The organism is Pseudomonas sp. B20, from assembly GCF_020515755.1.
GTDB lineage: Bacteria > Pseudomonadota > Gammaproteobacteria > Pseudomonadales > Pseudomonadaceae > Aquipseudomonas > Aquipseudomonas syringae.
This window is the reverse complement of record NZ_JAHPJG010000008.1, coordinates 224,155-247,062: the sequence shown is the minus strand read 5'-3', so window position 1 is coordinate 247,062 and position 22,908 is coordinate 224,155. Positions and strand designations below refer to the sequence as shown.

The 22,908-nt window shown below is 59.9% G+C and carries 13 protein-coding genes; 12 read left to right on the top strand and 1 reads right to left on the bottom strand.

Features of this window, described 5'->3' with window-relative positions; all coding sequences use genetic code 11:
* Positions 1–219 precede the first annotated feature (219 nt).
* On the bottom strand, positions 220–2,661 hold the full coding sequence (locus LIX91_RS11565) for a penicillin-binding protein 1A (RefSeq protein ID WP_373366202.1): 2,442 nt from the start codon (positions 2,659–2,661) through the stop codon (positions 220–222).
* Positions 2,662–2,870: 209 nt separating this feature from the next.
* On the opposite strand from LIX91_RS11565, the gene LIX91_RS11560 reads away from it, so the two are divergent.
* The 12 genes from LIX91_RS11560 to LIX91_RS11505 all read left to right on the top strand — a co-directional run bounded on the left by LIX91_RS11560 (position 2,871) and on the right by LIX91_RS11505 (position 22,787).
* A complete protein-coding gene (locus tag LIX91_RS11560) occupies positions 2,871–3,935 on the top strand; it encodes a pilus assembly protein PilM (protein WP_003414236.1) in 1,065 nt (354 codons plus the stop codon).
* Positions 3,935–4,510, top strand: coding sequence for a PilN domain-containing protein (locus LIX91_RS11555; protein ID WP_003365994.1), 576 nt, complete (start codon positions 3,935–3,937; stop codon positions 4,508–4,510). The genes LIX91_RS11560 and LIX91_RS11555 overlap by 1 nt, the downstream gene beginning before the upstream one ends.
* Complete coding sequence (pilO, locus tag LIX91_RS11550) at positions 4,507–5,130, top strand: type 4a pilus biogenesis protein PilO (RefSeq protein ID WP_046237723.1); 624 nt, start codon at positions 4,507–4,509, stop codon at positions 5,128–5,130. The genes LIX91_RS11555 and pilO overlap by 4 nt, the downstream gene beginning before the upstream one ends.
* Positions 5,127–5,654 carry a type 4a pilus biogenesis lipoprotein PilP gene (pilP, locus tag LIX91_RS11545; RefSeq protein WP_003350151.1) on the top strand — a complete coding sequence of 176 codons (528 nt, stop codon included), beginning with the start codon at positions 5,127–5,129 and terminating at the stop codon, positions 5,652–5,654. The genes pilO and pilP overlap by 4 nt, the downstream gene beginning before the upstream one ends.
* A gap of 47 nt (positions 5,655–5,701) precedes the next feature.
* Positions 5,702–7,807 (top strand): type IV pilus secretin PilQ, encoded by a 2,106-nt coding sequence (pilQ, locus tag LIX91_RS11540; RefSeq protein WP_046237724.1) that lies wholly within the window; start codon positions 5,702–5,704, stop codon positions 7,805–7,807.
* A 4-nt stretch (positions 7,808–7,811) separates the two neighbouring features.
* Positions 7,812–8,330, top strand: coding sequence for a shikimate kinase AroK (gene aroK / locus LIX91_RS11535; RefSeq protein WP_032697680.1), 519 nt, complete (start codon positions 7,812–7,814; stop codon positions 8,328–8,330).
* 115 nt (positions 8,331–8,445) lie between these two features.
* Positions 8,446–9,549, top strand: coding sequence for a 3-dehydroquinate synthase (gene aroB, locus LIX91_RS11530; protein ID WP_226488510.1), 1,104 nt, complete (start codon positions 8,446–8,448; stop codon positions 9,547–9,549).
* Positions 9,550–9,559: 10 nt separating this feature from the next.
* Positions 9,560–11,182, top strand: a complete 1,623-nt coding sequence (locus LIX91_RS11525) for an SPOR domain-containing protein (protein WP_226488509.1) — start codon at positions 9,560–9,562, stop codon at positions 11,180–11,182.
* A gap of 358 nt (positions 11,183–11,540) precedes the next feature.
* Positions 11,541–15,986: a glutamate synthase large subunit gene (gltB, locus tag LIX91_RS11520; protein ID WP_004409248.1), complete on the top strand. Its 4,446-nt coding sequence runs from the start codon at positions 11,541–11,543 to the stop codon at positions 15,984–15,986.
* A gap of 118 nt (positions 15,987–16,104) precedes the next feature.
* On the top strand, positions 16,105–17,523 hold the full coding sequence (locus tag LIX91_RS11515; RefSeq protein ID WP_003414250.1) for an FAD-dependent oxidoreductase: 1,419 nt from the start codon (positions 16,105–16,107) through the stop codon (positions 17,521–17,523).
* Between the two features lie 165 nt (positions 17,524–17,688).
* On the top strand, positions 17,689–19,227 hold the full coding sequence (locus tag LIX91_RS11510) for an amidase family protein (RefSeq protein WP_226488508.1): 1,539 nt from the start codon (positions 17,689–17,691) through the stop codon (positions 19,225–19,227).
* Between the two features lie 335 nt (positions 19,228–19,562).
* Positions 19,563–22,787, top strand: coding sequence for a dermonecrotic toxin domain-containing protein (locus tag LIX91_RS11505; RefSeq protein WP_226488507.1), 3,225 nt, complete (start codon positions 19,563–19,565; stop codon positions 22,785–22,787).
* Positions 22,788–22,908 lie beyond the last annotated feature (121 nt).

Genomic DNA, 22,908 nt, shown 5'->3' with positions numbered 1-22,908 from the left:
GCCATGGCGTGATCATGCGGTTTGAATGAGGGCGGGCTTTGCCCGCCATCGCGGAATCTATCCGCGATGGCATTATAAAATGCCCACTCATCGGGGGATGATGAAAGACAGTTGGCTCCCACATAGCCCCGGATCATCCCCGAATCCGTAGGAGTGAGCTTGCTCACGAAGAGGCCTGTGCAGCCTCTGAAAATCTACTGATCCATTAAGTCTGTGCTATCAGAACAAATCGATCGGCGCTGACTCATCTGCCGGCAACGGGCTGCCCGGTGCGCTGCTGCCGCCCAGTTCGTTGACGCTTGGCGGTGTGTCTTCGCTTTTGAACAGCTCGAAGAATGCGTTCGGCGTGCTTGGCGTAGCGGCGCGCCCACTCAATGGGTCGACGCGCAGGCTGAGAATGCCTGGTGGTTCGGCCTGCTGATGCGGCGGCTTGTCCTTGAGCGCAGCGCTCATGTAGTCCATCCAGATCGGCAGCGAGACCGTCCCACCGAATTCGTGACGGCCAAGGCTTTCAGGCTGATCGAAACCACTCCACACCGTCGTCACGTAGTCCGCGTTATACCCGGAGAACCAGGCATCCTTGGACTCGTTGGTGGTACCGGTTTTGCCCGCGATATCCGGTCTGTTCATGGACAGGGCGCGGCGCCCGGTGCCGCGCTTGATCACGTCCTGCAGCATGCTGTTCAGGATGTACGTGGTGCGGCCATCGACAATGCGCTCGGCAACGGCAGGCGCTTGAGGCTGAGCGGGTGCTCCTGGCGCACTGGCGACGACGCTCGGGCTGTCATGGACCGCAAAGGTCGACGTGTTGGGCGCGGTGTTGACGTCGTTGGCCGGAACGCTTGGCGGGTTGGCGACAAACAGGGTCTGGCCGTCACGGTTCTCGATGGTCTGGATCAGATAAGGGCTGACCTTGTAACCGCCGTTGGCAAAGGTCGCCCAGCCAGTGGCGATTTCCATCGGAGTCAATGTCGCCGTACCCAGTGCCAGTGACAGGTTGCGCGGCAAGTCCTGCTTGGAGAAGCCGAAGCGGGTGATGTAGTCGATGGTGCTGTCGATGCCGAGGGCCTGAAGCAGGCGGATCGATACCAGGTTACGAGACTTGTACAGCGCCTCGCGCAGGCGGATCGGCCCAAGGAAGGTGTTGGTGTCATTTTTCGGACGCCATACCTTGTCCAGGTATTCGTCGACGAACACGATAGGCGCGTCGTTCACCAGGCTGGAAGCGGTGTAACCGTTATCGAGCGCGGCGCTATAGATGAACGGCTTGAAGCTGGAGCCCGGTTGGCGTTTGGCCTGCATGGCGCGGTTGTAGTTGCTCTGCTCGAACGCAAAGCCGCCGACCAGCGCGCGAATGGCACCGTTCTGCGGATCAAGCGATACCAGGGCGCTCTGCGCGACGGGAATTTGACTAAATTTCAGTGAGCCATCGTCCTGGCGCAGCAGGCGGACGAGGTCGCCAACTTTTGCAACGTCACCCGGCTGCTTGGGATTGGCGCCCAGGCTGTTGGTATTCAGGTAAGGCCGTGCCCACTTCATGGTGGCCCAGTCGACGGTTTCTTCCTTCTCGCCGTTGCGGGTCAGAACGCGCAGACCGGTCTTGTCGACCTGCGTCACGATGCCTGGCTCAAGGCCGTTGATCGTGCGCTGTTTGGTCAGTTCCTGTACCCAGTTGGCGCGGGTCATGCCCGGGAAGCGGCTTTCCGGACCACGGTAACCGTGGCGCTGGTCGTAATCGATCAAGCCCTGCTGGATGGACTTGTTGGCGTGTTCCTGAAGGTCGCTCGGCACCGTCGTGGTGACGCGGAAGCCTTCTGTATAGGCCTCGCTGCCATAACGGCCGACCATTTCTGCCCGCGCCATCTCAGCGATGTACGGCGCATTCACTTCCGGCGTCGGCACGTGATAGCTGGCGTTGAGCGGTTCGTTCAAAGCGGCCTGGTAAGCGGTCTGGTCGATCTTGCCCAGGCGGTACATGCGGCCGAGGATCCAGTCGCGACGTTCCTTGGCACGGGTCGGGTTGGCCAATGGGTTGAAACGTGACGGTGCCTTGGGCAGACCGGCAATCATGGCCATTTGCGCAAGGCTTACATCGCGAATCGATTTGCCATAGTAGACTTGCGCCGCCGCCTCGATCCCGTAGGCGCGGTTACCCAGATAAATCTTGTTGACGTACAGCTCGAGAATCTCGTCCTTGGTAAGTTGGCGCTCGATTTGCAAGGCCAAGAGAATCTCGGTGGTTTTGCGCGAAAAGCTGCGCTCACTGGTCAGAAAGAAGTTTTTCGCGACCTGCATGGTGATGGTACTGCCGCCTGACTGAATATGGCCGCTCTTGACCAACTGAGTGGCGGCGCGCATCAGGCTGCCCGGGTCGACGCCATAGTGGTTGGCGAAGTTGTCGTCTTCGGCCGACAGCAGTGCGTTGATGAAATTGGGCGGGATTTCCGCGAAGCGAATCGGCGTGCGGCGCATTTCACCGAACTCGGCAATCAGCTTGCCGTCGCTGGTGAACACGCGCAGGGGGATTTGCAGTTGAATGCTTCGCAGCGCGTCAACGGAGGGCAGGGTCGGGCTCAGGTAAAGAAACGCGCCGCTCAGGCCAAGCAACAGCGAGCAGAATACCGCGACGAGGGACCACCAGAAAAACTTCAGCAGGCGTATCAAGGCTTTTGGATTTCCAGAAAAAATAATGGGTTAAGCGCAGGCATTTACAAATGAACATGCCTTGAAGCTTTATTAAATGAAAAAAACGCTGGGCATTATAAGCATTTTTCGTCCCCAAGCGTGATTTGCGCTACTGTCAAGGCTGTCGACCGTGACGTTGGCCCGAAATAACTCCGTAAGTGACGGAAACTCATAGGAATCAGGTTGTGTTCGAACTCTTCAGTAAGAAGGCCAACACCCTTCTAGGGATCGATATTAGCTCCACCTCGGTAAAACTCCTGGAATTGAGTCGTTCCGGCACCCGTTACAAGGTCGAGTCTTACGCAGTAGAGCCATTGCCGGCCAACGCTGTCGTCGAAAAGAACATTGCCGAACTCGAAGGGGTCGGGCAGGCGTTGTCACGCGTACTCGTCAAGGCCAAGACCAGCGTCAAGATCGTGGCGGTTGCCGTGGCCGGTTCGGCGGTGATCACCAAGACCATCGAGATGGACGCCGGTCTTTCCGACGATGACATGGAAAACCAGCTCAAGCTTGAAGCTGACCAGTACATCCCCTATCCGCTGGAAGAAGTCGCCATCGATTTCGAAGTGCAGGGCTACTCGGTGCGCAACCCCGAGCGCGTCGAGGTGTTGCTGGCTGCCTGCCGCAAGGAAAACGTCGAAGTACGCGAGGCCGCGCTGGCGCTGGCCGGGCTGACCGCGCGCGTCGTCGATGTCGAGGCCTACGCTCTGGAGCGCTCGTTCGGTTTGCTGGCTGCGCAACTGGGCAATGGCCATGACGAGCTGACGGTGGCCGTGGTCGATATCGGCGCCACCATGACCACCCTGAGCGTGCTGCATCACGGCCGGATCATCTATACCCGCGAGCAGCTGTTTGGCGGGCGCCAGCTGACTGACGAAATCCAGCGCCGCTACGGGCTCTCCATGGAGGAAGCCGGGCTTGCCAAAAAGCAGGGCGGCTTGCCCGACGACTACGTCAGCGAAGTGCTCGACCCCTTCAAGGAAGCGCTGGTGCAGCAGGTTTCCCGCTCCCTGCAGTTCTTCTTTGCGGCCGGTCAATACAACTCTGTGGATCACATCATGCTGGCAGGCGGCACGGCTTCGATTTCAGGGCTGGAGCATCTGATCCAGCGACGCATCGGCACTCCGACCATGGTCGCCAACCCGTTTGCCGACATGGCCCTGAGCTCCAAGGTCAATGCCGGCGCCCTGGCCAGTGACGCGCCGGCGCTGATGATCGCCTGTGGCCTGGCGTTGAGGAGCTTCGACTGATGGCGCGGATCAACTTATTACCGTGGCGCGAAGAGCTTCGCGAAGAACGAAAGAAGCGCTTCCTGACCGCACTGGTCGGCGTGCTGGTGGTGTCAGTCGGCATTCTGTTTCTGATCGATCGTTACGTCAGCAACGCCATCGAGCATCAGATGGCGCGCAATGCCTTTCTGCAGACGCAGATCGCCCAGCTCGATATCCGCATCAAGGAGATCAGTGATCTCAAGGCTCGGCGCAAACAGCTGCTCGAGCGCATGAAGATCATTCAGGATCTGCAAGGCAACCGCCCGATCACCGGGCGCGTCTTCGATCAACTGGCGCGCACCCTGCCGGACGGCGTCTATTACTCGCAGGTCAAAATGACCGACAAGCTGATCGCCATCAATGGCGCTGCCGAGTCGAACAACCGGGTTTCCGACCTGATGCGCAACCTTGAAGCCTCTGACTGGCTGGAAGCGCCGAGCCTCACCGAGGTCAAGGCCACCACGGCCGGTGCCGTGGATCAGGCCAACGTCTTTCAGCTGACCGTACGCCAGACCCAGCCGCCGGTTGCCGCTGCCCCGGGAGCCAAGCCATGAATATGTCCGAATGGCTGGAAGGGCTGCGCAAGGTCGATCTGAGCGAGCTGGACCTGAACAACCTGGGCTCATGGCCCGCAGCGGTCAAAGCCATTGCCGGGGTGCTGGTTGCGGTCACGATTTTCGCTCTGGGTTATTTCTTCTTTATCCAGGACCTGGAAACCCAGCTGGAAAGCGCTCAGACCAGCGAGGTGACGCTCAAGGAGCAGTTCTCCAACAAGGCCTTCCAGGCGGCCAACCTCGAGCCGTACAAGAAGCAGATGGAAGAAATGGAAAACACCTTCGGCGCTCTGTTGCGGCAATTGCCCAGCGACACCGAGGTGCCCGGCCTGCTTGAGGACATCACCCGCACCGGGCTGGGAAGCGGGCTCGAGTTCGAGGAAATCAAGCTGCTGCCCGAGGCGGTTCAGCAGTTCTACATCGAGCTGCCGATACAGATCACCGTGGTCGGTGGTTATCACGATCTGGCGACCTTCGTCAGCGGCGTAGCCAGCCTGCCGCGCATCGTCACGCTGCATGATTTCGAGATCAAGCCGGTCGATCCCAAGGTGCCGACCAAGTTGCGCATGAGCATTCTGGCCAAGACTTACCGCTACAACGATGAAGGGCTGAAGAAATGAGGGCGGCGCGATTGCTGTGCGTCAGTGTGGTTCTGGCAGGGCTCGCTGGGTGCGGTAATGACAATGATTTTGCCGATCTGTCCGAGTTCATGGATCAGGCCAGAGCCCGCCCGAGTGGCAACATCGAGCCGCTCCCCAAGTTTCGGCCGTACGAGGCGTTCACCTACAACGCTTCCACGTTGCGCAGTCCTTTTCAGCCGCCGGTCAAGATCGACCTGCTGAACCGCCAGAAGGGTTCACGGCTGGTGGCGCCGGACGAACACCGGGTCAGGCAGTTCCTTGAAGGCTTCAATATCGAGTCGTTCGAGATGGTCGGCACGATTGGCAACGAGTCAGGGACATTTGCCCTGCTGCGCGGTGCCGGAGGTGTTCATCGCGTCAAGGTGGGCGATTATCTGGGGCGTAACAACGGCCGGGTAGTGTCGATCGGCGACGCGCAGGTTGATGTCATCGAAATTGTTCCTGATGGAGAGGGGGCGTGGCTGGAAAGGCCGCGCACTATCGCCCTCAAAGAACGCTCATGAAGTGGGCAAGGCCAAGTATGCACAGTAGCGCTCAACGGAAATTGATCATGACCCGGATTCTCTCGATTATCGGCGTGTCGTTATGCATCGCGATGCTGTCGCCGGTTCTCCAGGCTGCCAACCTCAAGACCCTGGATGTCGCCGCCCTGCCGGGTGACCGCATCGAGCTGAAGCTGGCATTCGATGCCCCGGTGCCTGCACCGCGCGGTTACACCACGTCGCAACCGGCGCGCATTGCGCTGGACCTGCCGGGCGTTACCAGCCAGCTGGCGACCAAAAGTCGTGATCTGGGCACCGGCAATGCGCGCAGTGTGGTTGTGGTACAGGCTCAGGACCGCACCCGGGTGATCATCAACCTGACCACGCTTTCGCCGTACAGCTCCCGCGTCGACGGCAACAACCTGTTCGTGGTCATCGGCCAGGGTGCCGGCGCCGCGCAAGCCTCTCAGCCGACCACCGCAATGGGCGCACAACGGGTCGCAGCGCCACCGCCCACGCCGGCATCCGCCAGGCCGTTCATCCCCGCTGGCGTCAAGGCCATCAGGAATGTCGACTTCCAGCGTGGCGAGCTGGGTGAGGGCAATGTGGTCATCGACCTGAGCAACCCCAGCATTGCCCCGGATATTCAGGAGCAGGGCGGCAAGATCCGCGTGGACTTCGCCAAGACCCAGCTGCCCGAACCGCTGCGCGTCCGCCTGGACGTCAAGGACTTCGCCACGCCGGTGCAGTTCGTCAGTGCTTCGGCGACGGGTGACAAGGCCAGCATTCTGATCGAGCCGTCGGGCGCCTTCGACTACTCGGCGTTCCAGACCGAAAACAAGCTGACGATCAGCGTGCGCCCGTTGACCAACGAGGATCTGGACCGCCGCGCTGCCGACAAGCCGGTGTACACCGGTGAAAAGCTGTCGCTGAACTTCCAGGACATCGATGTGCGTTCGGTGCTGCAGCTGATTGCCGACTTCACCAACCTCAATCTGGTGGCCAGTGATACGGTCCAGGGCGGCATCACCCTGCGTCTGCAGAATGTGCCATGGGATCAGGCGCTGGACTTGGTGCTGAAAACCAAGGGCCTGGACAAGCGCAAGGTTGGCAACGTTCTGCTGGTCGCACCAGCCGATGAAATTGCCGCCCGCGAGCGTCAGGAGCTGGAATCGCTCAAACAGATCGCCGAGCTGGCGCCCTTGCGCCGTGAGCTTCTGCAGGTCAATTACGCCAAGGCAGCCGACATCGCCAAGCTGTTCCAGTCCGTGACCAGCGCCGAGTCCAAGGCCGACGAGCGCGGCTCGATCACGGTGGACGACCGGACCAACAACATCATTGCCTACCAGACCCAGGAACGACTCGACGAGCTTCGTCGTATCGTGTCGCAACTGGACATCCCGGTACGCCAGGTGATGATCGAGGCGCGCATCGTCGAGGCCAACGTCGATTACAACAAGCAGCTCGGGGTACGCTGGGGCGGTTCTACCAACACCAGCGGCAGCGGCAAATGGACAACCTACGGGCTCGATAATAATGGCGACGAGGCCGGTAACACTGGCAGCAGTGTGACCTCCAACGTGCCGTTCGTGGACCTGGGCGCCGCTGATGCAACGACCGGTATCGGCCTGGGCTTCGTGACCAACAACACGCTGCTGGACCTGGAACTGAGTGCCATGGAGAAAACCGGTAACGGTGAAATCGTCTCCCAGCCCAAGGTGGTCACTTCCGACAAGGAAACCGCCAAGATCCTCAAGGGTACGGAGATTCCGTATCAGGAATCCAGCTCCAGCGGTGCGACCACCGTGAGCTTCAAGGAGGCCTCCCTGTCGCTTGAGGTAACGCCGCAGATCACCCCGGACAATCGCATCATCATGGAAGTGAAGGTCACCAAGGATGAGCCGGACTACCTGAATGCGGTACTGGGCGTACCGCCGATCAAGAAGAACGAGGTCAACGCCAAAGTGCTGATTTCCGACGGCGAGACCATCGTCATCGGTGGTGTGTTCTCGAATACGCAAAGTAAAGTTGTCGATAAAGTGCCATTTCTTGGCGATGTACCGTATCTTGGCCGGCTTTTCAGGCGCGATGTGGTATCCGAGTCCAAATCCGAGCTGTTGGTATTTCTGACTCCGCGTATCATGAACAACCAGGCGATTTCTGTGAGTCGTTGATTTTGTGCGAAATTTAATACTTGTGGGGCCGATGGGTGCTGGCAAGAGCACCATCGGCCGCTTGCTTGCCAAAGAATTGCGACTGCCGTTCAAGGATTCCGACAAGGAAATCGAGCTGCGTACGGGCGCCAACATTCCCTGGATCTTCGACAAGGAAGGCGAGCCGGGTTTTCGTGATCGCGAGCAGGCCATGATTGCCGAACTGTGCGACGCCGATGGCGTGGTTCTGGCGACCGGCGGTGGCGCGGTCATGCGCAGCGAAAATCGCCATGCACTGCGGGCCGGCGGGCGCGTGGTTTACCTGCACGCCTCGATCGAGCAGCAGGTGGGGCGCACCGCGCGTGATCGCAATCGTCCTTTGCTGCGTACCGCCGATCCTGCCCGGGTCCTTAGCGAGCTGCTGGCCATCCGTGACCCGCTCTATCGGGAAATCGCCGATATCGTGATTGAAACCGATGAGCGGCCACCCCGAATGGTGGTTCTCGAGATACTGGCGCGACTGGCAGAGCTTCCTCCCCGTTAAAGCGCAGGCGAAAATGCGCTATTCTCGTCGCCCAGCAAAACAGCGTCGGTTTGTGGCCTTGCGTCATGACCTGCTGAAGCACAAACCGTCCAATCGGTAATCAATGTGGGGACACATGCAGACACTTAAGGTCGAGCTTGGTGAGCGTAGCTACCCGATCCATATTGGCGAAGGCCTGCTGGATCAGCCCGAGCTCCTGACCCCGCATATCGTCGGGCGTCAGGTGGCTATCGTCTCCAACACGACAGTGGCACCGCTGTATCTGGAACGCCTGACGCAAACCCTGGCCGGTTACAACGTTCTGCCGATTGTTCTGCCCGATGGCGAGGCATTCAAGAACTGGGAAACCCTGCAGACCATTTTCGATGGCCTGCTGACCGCTCGTCATGATCGTCGCACCACGGTCATCGCCTTGGGTGGCGGGGTGATCGGCGACATGGCCGGGTTCGCTGCCGCCTGTTATCAGCGCGGCGTGAACTTCATCCAGATCCCGACCACGCTGCTGTCTCAGGTGGACTCGTCGGTTGGCGGCAAGACCGGTATCAACCATCCGCTGGGCAAGAACATGGTGGGTGCCTTCTATCAGCCAAGTGTGGTGCTGATCGATACCACCTCGCTCAACACCCTGCCCGCGCGTGAGCTGTCCGCCGGGCTGGCGGAAGTCATCAAATATGGTTTGATCTGCGACGAGCCCTTTCTGACCTGGCTCGAAGAGCACGTCGATGCACTGCGCGGGCTGGACCAGGCGGCGCTGACCGTAGCCATCGAACGTTCCTGCGCCGCCAAGGCGCTGGTGGTCGGCGCCGATGAGCGCGAGTCCGGTGTTCGTGCGACATTGAACCTGGGTCACACATTCGGGCACGCCATCGAGACGCATATGGGCTATGGTGTCTGGCTGCATGGCGAGGCGGTTGCTGCCGGGACGGTCATGGCGCTGGAAATGTCCTCGCGCCTGGGCTGGATCAGCACGCAGGAGCGGGATCGCGGCATTCGCCTGTTTCAGCGTGCCGGGCTGCCGGTCGTGCCGCCGCAGGAGATGACGGAAGACAATTTCCTCGAACACATGGCGATCGACAAGAAAGTCATCGACGGTCGCCTGCGTCTGGTGCTGTTGCGCCGGATGGGTGAAGCGGTTATCACGGACGAATATCCAAAAGAAGTATTACAGGCCACTCTGGTTGCGGATTATCGCGCCCTGGTGGATCAGCTCAGAGGTTAACGGAAACCCCATGACTAGTTTGCATGCCGACGAGGCCTTCCTCGGCCATTATCAGTTGAGTCATGACCCCTTTGCGGCGCGGGTACCTGGCTTCAAATTCTTTCCTGCCCAACGCAAGCCTGTGCTGGGTCAGCTTCATCATCTGGCGCGCTACAGCCAGCTGCTGCTGGCGGTCACCGGGCCTCAGGGCAGCGGCAAGACCCTGCTGCGCCAGGCGCTGGTGGCGAGTACCAACAAGCAGTCGGTGCAAAGTGTCGTGATTTCTGCGCGCGGTGCCGGCGATGCCGCGGGCGTGCTGCAGCAGGTCGCGCAGGCGCTGAGCGTCGCGCAGGCTGAAATGCAGTCGATCCTGTCGCAGGTCGTGCAGCTCGGGCTGACCGGCCAGGAAGTCTACCTGCTGGTTGACGATGCGGAACAACTTGGCGATTCGGCGCTCGAAGCGTTGCTGGGTCTTGCTGCGGGAACGCCTGAAGGGCGTCCGCATGTATTCCTGTTCGGAGAGCCATCGCTGCTCGATCGTCTCGATCAGATGTGTGCCGACCTGCAGGGCGATGTCGAAGGCGAACGCTTTCACGTCATCGAGCTGCAACCCTATACGGAAGAGGAAACCCGGGAGTATCTGGCTCAGCGTCTGGAGGGTGCAGGGCAGGGAATCGCGTTGTTCACCGCCGACCAGATCACCGATATTCATGAACAGTCCGATGGCTGGCCTGGCGCAATCAACCAGGTAGCCCGCGATTCAATGATCGAGGCGATGATCGCGAGTCGTTCCGCGGTCAAGCGTCCAAGTGTGGGGTTCAAAATGCCGAAAAAACACGTATTGGCCTTGGGTGCCGTCGTCATAGTGGCCGTGGCAGCAGCTGTGCTGATCCCGGGTCGCGGCGACAAGACGGGTACACCCGCCAATGCCCCGGCTTCCGCTCAGGCGCAACTGCCGCTGGGTGAAGGCAAGCCAACTGCTCAACAATCGAACAACGGTAGCCCGGCCATCGAATTCGCTGGCAACTCCCAGCCGATGCCGTTGCCGATGAATGGCTCTCAGCCGGTGATGCGCGGGCCTCTGGCTGAAGCTGCCGGTTCCAGTGATTCCGACGAAGACGCCGTGCCGACAGGTTCGCCTGCCCAGCCGCCGACCGTGACCACCACTGCGCCGCCAGCCGGTGTTCCGGCAGGTCAGGCCGCAGCGCAGACGCCTCGTTCGTCCATCCCTGCACCGACCCCGGCACCTGCGCCAGCCGCCAAGCCGGCACCTGCGCAGACTCAGGTCGCCACAGCCAAGCCTGCCCCGGCTCCGGTTGCCAAGCCGGCTGAAAAACCGGCAGCGGCGGCGGCCAAACCGGCTGCCGGCGGTAGCTGGTACAGTACCCAGGCACCAGGCCACTACGTGGTGCAGATTCTCGGCACCAGCTCCGAAGCGACGGCCCAGGCTTACGTTGCAGAGCAGGGTGGCGAGTACCGTTATTTCAAGAAAACCCTGCAGGGCAAGCCGCTGTACGTCGTGACGTACGGCAACTTTCCTGACCGTGCTGCCGCCTTGGCAGCCATCAAGGTATTGCCAGCCAAGGTTCAGACTGGTAAACCTTGGCCTCGTACTGTCGCCAGCGTCCAACAAGAGCTCGGCGCCACTCGTTAAAGTCGCAGCGGCCCTACCCGGGCCGTTTGCCGATTTACCTGACTTAACCCGCCTGCGCGCGCGGCCTATCGGCCCGCGCCTTGCGGCGTCTGCGTTACAAGCGCCTTACAGTCTCCCGTCGCGTCAGTCAGATTCATGAAGAAATACTTTGACTAGCACAGCGACCCGTTTTAAAACTTTCATAATTGCGACATTGATTATCAGCCAATCGTCGTTAAATTTGTTAGCCCTTGTGTCGCTGTGTACAATGACCTCCGTTTTGCCTGTCCGAAGCTGGCGTACGTTCGGCGTGACAGGTAATTGGTTGAATTAAAAGGAAATTTGCCTCGCATAGAGGCAGCCTGGTGAGAAAGTGTCTATGAAAGCAGGTCTGTACCAACCAGATGAATTCAAGGATAACTGCGGCTTCGGCCTGATCGCTCATATGCAGGGCGAGCCCAGTCATCACCTGTTGCAGACGGCCGTTCAGGCCCTGACCTGCATGACCCACCGTGGCGGTATCAACGCCGACGGCAAGACCGGCGACGGTTGCGGTCTGTTGATTCAGAAGCCCGATGGCTTCCTGCGTGCAATCGCCAAGCAACACTTCGACGTCGATCTGCCCCGCCAATATGCTGTGGGCATGGTGTTCCTCAATCAGGACGACGCCAAGGCCGACGCCGCACGCGAAAACATGAACCGCGAAATCCTCGCCGAAGGCCTGGATCTGGTGGGCTGGCGTCAGGTGCCGATCGATACCAGCGTTCTGGGTCGTCTGGCGCTGGAGCGTCTGCCGAAAATCGAGCAGGTATTCATTGGCGGTGAAGGCCTGAGCGATCAGGAATTCGCCATCAAACTGTTCAGTGCGCGTCGCCGCTCGTCGGTGTCCAACGCCGCAGATACCGACCACTACATCTGCAGCTTTTCGCACAAGACCATCATTTATAAAGGCCTGATGATGCCGGCCGACCTCACGGCCTTCTTCCCGGACCTGAGCGACGAGCGTCTGCAGACCGCTATCTGCGTGTTCCACCAGCGCTTTTCCACCAATACCCTGCCGAAATGGCCGCTGGCGCAGCCGTTCCGCTTCCTCGCCCACAACGGCGAGATCAATACCATTACCGGCAACCGCAACTGGGCACAGGCGCGGCGCACCAAGTTCACCAACGATCTGATGGACCTGGACGAGCTGGGCCCGCTGGTCAACCGCGTGGGTTCTGACTCGTCGAGCATGGACAACATGCTCGAGCTGATGGTCACCGGCGGCATCGACCTGTTCCGTGGCGTGCGCATGATCATTCCGCCTGCGTGGCAGAACGTCGAGACCATGGACCCGGATCTGCGGGCGTTCTATGAATACAACTCCATGCACATGGAGCCGTGGGACGGCCCTGCGGGTGTGGTGATGACCGAAGGTCGCCACGCGGTCTGTCTGCTCGACCGCAACGGCCTGCGCCCGGCGCGCTGGGTTACCACCAAGAACGGCTATATCACCCTGGCGTCGGAAATCGGCGTATGGGATTACAAACCCGAAGATGTCATCGCCAAGGGCCGTGTCGGTCCGGGGCAGATCTTTGCCGTGGACACCGAAACCGGTCAGATCCTCGACACCGATGCCATCGACAACCGCCTCAAGTCGCGTCATCCGTACAAGCAATGGCTGCGCAAGAATGCCCTGCGCATTCAGGCGACCATGGAAGACAACGACCACGGTTCGGCTTTTTACGACAGCGAGCAGCTCAAGCAGTACATGAAGATGTATCAGGTCACGTTCGAAGAGCGTGATCAGGTGCTGCGTCCGCTGGGCGAGCAGGGTCAGGAAGCCGTAGGCTCGATGGGTGACGACACGCCAATGGCCGTGCTGTCGCGTCGTGTGCGTTCGCCTTACGATTACTTCCGTCAGCAGTTCGCGCAGGTGACCAACCCGCCGATCGACCCGCTGCGTGAAGCCATCGTCATGTCGCTGGAAATCTGCCTCGGTGCCGAGCGCAATATTTTCCAGGAATCGCCGGAGCACGCCTCGCGCGTGATCCTCAGCTCGCCGGTCATTTCGCCAGCCAAATGGCGCTCGCTGATGAACCTGGAGCGTCCAGGGTTCGAGCGCCATATCATTGACCTGAACTACGATGAAAGCCTGGGCCTTGAAGCCGCTGTGCGCAACGTTGCCGATCAGGCCGAAGAGGCCGTGCGTTCCGGTCATACGCTGATCGTGCTGAGCGACCGACACATTGCGCCGGGCAAGCTGCCGGTGCACGCCTCGCTGGCGGTCGGCGCGGTTCACCACCGTCTGACCGAGCGGGGTCTGCGCTGCGACAGTAACATCCTGGTCGAAACCGCGACGGCGCGTGACCCGCACCATTTCGCCGTGCTGATCGGCTTCGGCGCCTCGGCGGTCTATCCGTTCCTGGCCTACGAAGTGCTGGGCGACCTGATCCGTACCGGCGAAGTGCTGGGCGATCTGTACGAAGTCTTCAAGAACTACCGCAAAGGCATCACCAAGGGCCTGCTCAAGATCCTGTCGAAAATGGGCATCTCGACCGTTGCGTCCTACCGTGGCGCGCAGTTGTTCGAAGCCATCGGCCTGTCCGAGGAAGTCTGCGACATGAGCTTCCGCGGTGTACCGAGCCGTCTGAAGGGCGCGCGCTTCGTCGACATCGAAGCCGAACAGAAGGCGCTGGCTGCCGAGGCCTGGAGTCCGCGCAAGCCGATCCAGCAAGGCGGCCTGCTCAAGTTCGTGTTTGGTGGCGAGTACCACGCCTACAACCCGGACGTGGTCAGTACCCTGCAGGCTGCCGTGCAGCAGGGCGACTACAGCAAATTCAAGGAATACACCTCGCTGGTGGACCAGCGTCCGGTGTCGATGATTCGTGACCTGCTGCAGGTAAAAACGATCGATCAGCCGCTGAACATCGACGAAATCGAGCCGCTGAGCGAAATCCTCAAGCGCTTCGACTCGGCCGGTATTTCTCTGGGTGCCTTGTCGCCCGAGGCCCACGAAGCGCTGGCCGAGGCGATGAACCGTCTGGGCGCGCGCTCCAACTCCGGTGAGGGTGGCGAAGACCCGGCTCGTTACGGCACGGTCCGCAGTTCCAAGATCAAGCAGATCGCGACGGGCCGCTTTGGCGTGACGCCCGAGTATCTGGTCAATGCCGATGTGCTGCAGATCAAGGTCGCGCAGGGCGCCAAGCCGGGCGAGGGCGGGCAACTGCCGGGTGGCAAGGTCAATGGCCTGATCGCCAAGCTGCGTTATGCAGTACCGGGCGTGACGCTGATTTCGCCGCCTCCGCACCACGACATCTATTCCATCGAAGACTTGTCGCAGCTGATTTTTGACCTGAAACAGGTCAACCCGGCGGCGCTGGTGTCGGTCAAGCTGGTGGCGGAAGCGGGCGTCGGCACCATTGCCGCCGGTGTCGCCAAGGCCTATGCCGACCTGATCACCATTTCCGGTTACGACGGTGGCACCGGCGCATCGCCGCTGACCTCGATCAAATACGCCGGCGCACCGTGGGAGCTGGGGCTGGCCGAAACCCACCAGACCCTGCGTGGCAACGACCTGCGCGGCAAGGTCCGGGTACAGACCGACGGTGGTCTGAAAACCGGCCTGGACGTGATCAAGGCTGCCATTCTCGGGGCCGAAAGCTTCGGCTTCGGCACCGCGCCGATGATCGCGCTGGGCTGCAAATACCTGCGTATCTGCCACCTGAACAACTGCGCCACCGGCGTAGCGACCCAGAACGAAAAGCTGCGCAAGGACCACTACATCGGCACCGTCGATATGGTGATCAACTTCTTCACCTACGTGGCAGAAGAAACCCGCGAGTGGCTGGCCAAGCTGGGTGTTCGCTCGCTGGAAGAGTTGATCGGCCGCACCGACCTGCTGGACATCCTGCCGGGCGAAACCGAGAAGCAGCAGCATCTGGACCTGACACCGTTGCTGGGCAGTGACCACATTCCTGCGGACAAGCCTCAGTTCAGCCAGGTGGATCGCAACCCGCCGTTCGACAAGGGCCTGCTGGCCGAGAAGATGGTGGAGATGGCCAAGCCGGCCATCGAGTCGCTCAGCGGCGGCGACTACGAGCTGGATATCTGCAACTGCGACCGTTCGATCGGCGCGCGCATCTCTGGTGAAATCGCCAGACTGCACGGCAACCAGGGCATGAACAAGGCACCTGTCACCTTCCGCTTCAAGGGCACTGCCGGTCAGAGCTTCGGGGTGTGGAACGCTGGTGGCCTGAACATGTATCTGGAAGGCGATGCCAACGACTACGTCGGCAAGGGCATGACCGCTGGCAAGCTGGTGATCGTGCCGCCCAAGGGCAGCCCGTTCAAGACCAACGAAAGCGCGATCATCGGCAACACCTGTCTGTACGGCGCAACCGGCGGCAAGCTGTTTGCGGCGGGCACGGCTGGCGAGCGTTTCGCCGTGCGTAACTCCGGTGCTCATACCGTGGTTGAAGGCACTGGCGATCATTGCTGCGAATACATGACGGGTGGTTTCGTCTGCGTACTGGGCAAGACCGGCTACAACTTCGGTTCCGGCATGACCGGCGGTTTCGCCTACGTGCTCGACCTGGACAACACCTTCGTTGACCTCGTCAACCATGAACTGGTCGAGATCCAGCGTATCAGCGGCGAATCGATGGAGGCTTACCGCACTCACCTGCAAAGCGTCCTGAACGAATACGTCGCGGAAACCGACAGCGAATGGGGCCGTAATATCGCGGAAAACCTGGACGATTACCTGCGTCGTTTCTGGCTGGTCAAGCCCAAGGCTGCCAACCTGAAATCGCTGCTCTCCAGCACTCGGGCGAATCCGCAGTAAAAGCAGCTGCTAGCGGTTAGCTTCAAGCCGCAAGTTTGCCACCCTGTGAATTGAACTGAATTGATTTCTTGCAGCTTGAAGCTTGTCGCTTGAAGCTGCCGCAAAGAGGCTCCAGAGAATGGCTGAACGTCTCAGTAACGACTTCCAGTTCATCGACGTCGGACGTAAAGACCCGAAGAAGAAACTGCTGCGTCAACGCAAGAAAGAGTTCGTGGAAATCTACGAGCCTTTCAAGCCCCAGCAGTCCGCCGATCAGGCGCACCGCTGCCTGGGCTGCGGCAACCCGTATTGCGAATGGAAGTGCCCGGTGCACAACTTCATTCCCAACTGGCTCAAGCTGGTCGCCGAGGGCAATATCCTCGCGGCTGCGGAATTGTCGCACCAGACCAACACCCTGCCGGAAGTCTGCGGCCGTGTATGCCCGCAGGATCGCCTGTGTGAAGGTGCCTGCACACTGAACGACGGTTTCGGTGCGGTGACCATCGGTTCGGTCGAGAAGTACATCACCGATACCGCCTTTGCCATGGGCTGGCGTCCGGACATGTCCAAGGTCGTGCCGACCGGCAAGCGCGTCGCGATCATCGGCGCCGGGCCTGCGGGCCTGGGCTGTGCCGACGTGCTGGTGCGTGGTGGCGTGACCCCGGTGGTGTTCGACAAGAACCCGGAAATCGGCGGTCTGCTGACCTTCGGCATCCCGGAATTCAAGCTGGAGAAATCCGTGCTGAGCCATCGCCGTGAAGTGTTCACCGGCATGGGCATCGAATTTCGTCTCAACACCGAAGTCGGCAAGGATGTCACCATCGATCAACTGCTCGAAGAATACGATGCGGTGTTCATGGGCATGGGCACCTACACCTACATGAAAGGCGGCTTCCCCGGTGAGGATCTGCCGGGCGTGCACGATGCGCTCGACTTCCTGATCGCCAACGTCAATCGCAACCTGGGCTTTGAAAAGGCGCCGGAAGACTTTGTCGACATGAAGGGCAAGCGGGTCGTGGTTCTGGGCGGTGGCGACACGGCGATGGACTGCAACCGCACCTCGATCCGCCAGGGCGCCAAGTCAGTGACTTGCGCCTACCGTCGCGACGAAGAAAACATGCCTGGCTCGCGCAAGGAAGTGAAAAACGCCAAGGAAGAGGGCGTGAGGTTCCTCTACAACCGTCAGCCTATCGCCATCATTGGCGAGGGCAAGGTTGAAGGCGTGAAAGTGGTCGAGACGCGCCTGGGCGAACCGGATGCCCGTGGTCGTCGCAGCCCCGAGCCGATTCCTGGCTCCGAAGAGATCATCCCGGCAGAAGCCGTGGTCATCGCCTTCGGCTTCCGCCCAAGCCCGGCGCCCTGGTTCGAGCAGTTCACCATCAGCACCGACAGCCAGGGCCGTGTCGTGGCCCCGGAACAGGCGCAGTACAAGCACCAGACCAGCAACCCGAAAATCTTCGCCGGTGGCGACATGGTGCGCGGCTCCGACCTGGTGGTGACCGCTATCTTCGAAGGCCGTAATGCGGCTGAAGGGATTCTGGATTACCTGGGCGTCTGAGCCTTGTGTTGCCAGAGCGCGCCGTTACCGAGGCGCGCTCTGACAACGGGTGTCTACCCATCGCGGGTAATTTACCGACTTTTCTGACATCCCTTATCCCCACTCCTTCCTAAGCTCGGTGTAACTCGCTCAAGACGAGCGTTTTATCAACCAGGGAAGGACGTCATGAACAATCAGTTTGGTTTCTGCCTTGCGCTCTCGATAGCGCCCTTTACATTTGCCAGCCAGGCGCACGCCGACTTCGATGGCCCCGTGTTCGGTTCGATCATCGAAAACAAGGCCGTTTACTTTGAATCCAGTGTCGAGCTCCAGCGACGCATGAGCGCGGGCAGCCTGACCTCTGCCGGGCTGGTGACAGACCTGCTCCAGCGCATCGAAGCGCTGAACAAAAATGGCCCGGCGCTTAACGCGGTCATTGAAATCAACCCCGACGCGCTGCAGCTAGCCGCGCAAATGGACGAGGAGCGTTCTCGCGGTGAGGAACGTGGGCCGCTGCACGGCATTCCCGTACTGGTGAAAGACAATCTCGATACGGGCGACCAGATGCAGACCACTGCGGGCTCTCTCTCGATGGTCGGCTTGCCTGCGCAACGCGATGCTTTTGTGGTGCAGCGGCTTCGCGAGGCCGGCGCGATCATTATCGGCAAGGCCAATCTCAGCGAATGGGCGTATTTCCGTGGATACGAGGTGCCGAGCGGGTGGAGTGGCCGCGGCGGGCAGACGCGTCATCCCTATGACCTGAGCGCTGATCCGCTCGGCTCCAGCTCCGGTTCGGCAGTAGGCCTTGCAGCTGGATTTTCACCCCTGGCGGTGGGCACCGAGACCAATGGGTCGATCATCCAGCCTGCCGCCACGAGTGGTGTGATAGGGCTGAGGCCTACGCTGGGTCTGCTCAGCCGTACCGGCATGATTCCGCTCTCCAGTCGTCAGGACACCCCCGGACCCATGGCGCGAACGGTCACGGATACCGCCATCCTGCTGACGGCGATGAGCGGCACCGACCCTCTCGACGACGCCACCGCCCAAGCCACCGCTAACACCGTGAACTATGTCGATCAGCTCAGAACGGACGCGTTGAATGGCAAGCGCCTGGGCTATTCGAGCCGCACCCATGACGGCATGCTGATGGACGACGATCCTGAATTCCAAAAGGTGAAGAGTCGTTTGAGTTCGGCCGGGGCGATACTGGTTCCAGTTGACGTTCCTTCGATTGACAGCACCCCGGAGTATCTAGTGCTGCTGCATGACTTCAAGCGTGAGCTTAACGCTTACTTGAGCACACGCACCGGGCTGGGTGTCAGCACGCTGGATGACATCATCGCATTCAATACCGCGGCGGATGGGGCGCAAGCCTATGACCAGGATTTAATGATCGACTCCTCGGGCGCGACTCTCGATCAGGAGGATTACCTGTCCATTGCAACCGGTTTGCGCACTGCCCATCGGCAATTGATCGATGGGCTTTTGCAACAACACGCGCTTGACGCGCTGATTGACTGGTCAGAGGTTTCGTTCAAAGCGGTTGGCGCAATCGCGGGATATCCGGGAATAACCGTGCCTGTCGGGCTCGAAGAGAATGGCCTGCCACGAGGGCTGTATTTTCTTTCCACGGCCTGGGACGAAGCTGATTTGCTGAGCTATGCCTACGCACTTGAACAGTCGCTTGCAGCGTCTGCAGCTTCGGGTATCAGCCAGGCTAATTGATTCCATATTCCATATTCCAGCCTGGCCAAGGCCAGGTCTGGATGGCCGGGACGGGGCTCGGAAAACGGTTTTGTGACGTTTTGAAATAACCCTGTCCTGGTATTACAACGCGCTTTTCATCGCGTTGCGCCGCCCTGCCAGGGGCGGTGTACCAAGCTTTCAACCCCTTCTGCGAATCCCGAGCAAAGCCTGTTGCGGCGTAAGCGACAGGTGATTGTTTACAGCTGTTTTCCGCCCCCTGTGCCTGCTTCTGAAAAAGATTACGCTCCTGACCCTCATCGGGAGCTCATCGCCTTCGATGCTCCCGCCATCCATGTCGCTATAAGGAAATAGCCATGTTGAAAGCAGCACCCATGGGCAAGCTTGCGCGCTCCACTGAACAGCAATCTCTCGGTCCGGACAGGTTCACGCCCAGTAGCGTTGCCGTCCGCGAACACCGCAACCGGGAACGGGCCGACCGCATCATCGACCAGTTCGTCGAGCGCTTCACAGAGAAAGATTTTTTTCCGGATGACGGCGATGACGCCTTGTTTGCCTTGCTGGTTCAGTTGCCTGAATGGCCAGCAGAGCTGTCGATCAGGATTCACAACGAAAACGACGAAGTGCTCGCGGTTTTTCTGAAGGGCAGCGATGACAGCGTCGTTCAGAACAGCATTGTCCTGATGCAAAACGGTGACGCTTATGTCGCGCCGGAGGATGTTCCGATCTCCGCTGAGGAGCCGCTGCTGCACTTGGTGTTCAGCCAGTTGCCTGCGGGTTCTGGCCTCGGGATGGGAGGTGACTTTCCGGGCAGCCACAGTGTCGCTGGACGAATAGTGACCCTGCGTGAGCAGATCGCCGGCTTGGCGAAAGACCAGAGACCGCTGTTGTTCGATGCCCTGGTGGCGGCGAATGAGGGCGTTTCGAAAAGCCAGCTGGATACTCGCACACGTAACCCTCTCCTGCCGTTGTGGGTTCGTCAGCAGATTTTGCTGACTCCGGCGCTGGGCGTGCTGTGTGCCTTATGCCCCGAGGTTCCGGTCGCACGTCTTGAGGAGTTGCTGGAGCAGATGCCGTTGACGGAGCAGGAGGAAGCCGACTTGCTGGAGAAAACGCTATTGCCGGATGCCCTTGGCGAAGCGCTGAACATTTCTCTGGATGAGTGGAGCAGCAGTCTGGCTATCGATGGTCTGGCGCGAACGCGCAGTTTCAATATCCATACGGATGAACTGGCCCGCGACCTTGCCAGTCAGGTGCTGGCTGACACGCTGGGGCGAGAGCTGGTGATCATCGACTACGGCATGACCCGGTATGTCACGCCAGGCCCTGACGATACACGCATCGTTTTGCTGCATGACAACTACGGCAATTACCGTGCACAGGACATCGGCAACGGTGAAATCACTTCATTCAAGGAGGGCACCGACAGCTTTTATCTGGCGATCAGTGCGCAGTTGAAGGCCGAAGAACGAGCACTGCTCGGCGTGCAGTTCGAACAGGACGTTAAGCGTTTTCGCGACTTCCTGACCCGTCTGGCCATCAAGGACAATCGCGGCTGGTTTGACCCCGGAAAGCCGACTGAAATCGAAAGCGGGTTTCTACCCGAATGGTTCGCGAATGCGGCCGATGTCGAAAAGCAACGCTGGAAAGCGGCAGTGCAGGATTACACTCAGGCACTGCTCGAAGCTCAGGCGCCGGACCTGCTCGATCCTTCCGGGTACGGAGAGCCTGATCTGTTGCGCAAATATGCGCGCGAGAAACTCCAGGAGCGAATCCTGCTCGACCACGGGGTGGCAGTGGACCCGGACGCTATCACTGTCCACACCGCGAGCATCAAGATTGACCCAGCCATTATCATTGATACGGATTACACCTACGTCGGTCCTTCAGAGGTCGAGCCGAATGTTGAAACGCAGCAGCGCAGCCTGACGGCGCTGTCGCTGGAAAACATTGCCGTTACCGATATCAACTTTCTGCTCACCGGTCGCGCGTTTGACGATCAGGAGCAACTGCTCAGCTTTTTGAGCGCCGGTTATCTGTTCAGTCTGATTCGTGATCTGAACGTCGGCGAAAACTATGTCCGATTCCTCAACACTGAATTATTGACCTCGACAGCCGGGCAATGGCACCGCGAACGTTTCGCGAGCGTCATGCGCGCACAGATGCGTCTGGACGCCCTCGAAGCAAAAATGGCCGGAGACTTTCTTGGCGATGGCGGGCTTCCTCCCGAGTTGGCGAACAGAGGTTACAAATGGCTCGCCGCCGTGCTGGATCACCCGGCTGAAGGTAATGATCGTGCGGCGGTGGAGGGGCACCGTATTCAGGTCAGTCAGTTGTCGATCAATGATGTGACATTGAGCGGCATACTGCTGGTCGGCGTGGAGTCTCTCTCCAGCGTGGCCAGCCTGGTGGTGTTCACCCCTCAGGCGCCCGACGGCAGATGCTTCCGGGAAGTGAGCGATGCGCAGGCTCTTCAGCAACACGTGCTGCTTGAACCTGAACTGCTGGACTATCTGGTGAGCAGGGCACCTCTGGCGTCCCAGGCCCATGTCAGGCACGCCCTGACCTCTGGCCGTGACACGCTGTTCATGGAGCTGCAGCCCTGCACCGGCAGTTTTCTCGATGCGGTTTACGCGTCTGAAGTCGCGCGGGTGATTTCTGCTGTCGATGAACAGACCAATACCACTTGGGAAACCAATTGGGAGAGCGCCTGGGAAATCACCAAACTCGTTGGCGACATCGTGCTCACCTTCGCACCTTTCAAGGTGAGGCTGCCGATTGCCGCGCTGCGCAGTTTTTATGCCATATGGCAGGGCGTCGCAACGACTGTTGATGACAAGGCAAGTGCTCCGCTGTATTTCGTTCAGGCGGCGCTGCTACTGGCCGATGGATTGGCGCTGCCCAAGGGGCGACGGGTCAAGACGCCCGCGGCGACGTCTATCGGCCGCTCTGTCCTCGATCCGAAAACAGCCGTGGCAAGAATCCCCGGCGGGTTGAAATTACGCGATGACGGCTTTTACAAAGGCGTTTTTGAAAAGACTCGGGAAGGCGCGCCAAGCCGTTTTTATGCCGTGCAACACGACAAGGCCCACGCCGTCAGGTACGACGCTGATTCCGCAGTCTGGCGGGTGATCGATCCGCGCCGGCCGGATGCGTATTACCAATTGCCGATTCAGCTCGACAGGCAAAATGTGTGGGTACACGCCTCGGCAGGATTGCGCGGTGGCAAGAAGCATTCAAAACCCAAGTCCTCCAGTGGCTCGGGCAGCGACAGCGGATCGCCGGACAACGGTCACCGCGTAAAGAGGTACAAGGTTGATCTGGAAGGGTTCTTTGAAAGTCGCAGCTTCAAGAACGCTCAGAAAGACATCGAGGATGACCTTGTCGTCGCGGTCAAGAAGGCAAAAGAGCGCTTCGAACTGGACGGCAATGGCAGTCTGCATAAACACGGCAAAACAGGTTTTTCGCTTGATCTTCCGGGTGTCGGCAGAAGTACCGGGAGAGGAGCCTGGCGCTTGATACTCGAACCCAGTGAAAAGGGCATCATCAGGGCTGTCGACGTCAAGGATCCCCACAAATAATTCAGACTGGCGGCCGCTGAATCAGCCTGACAAATCGCCTCGATAGACAAAAGGCACGGCTCTCGCCGTGCCTTTTGCGTCGAGCTCTGAGAAAATGCCGGCACTTTTATTGCGGATGCCG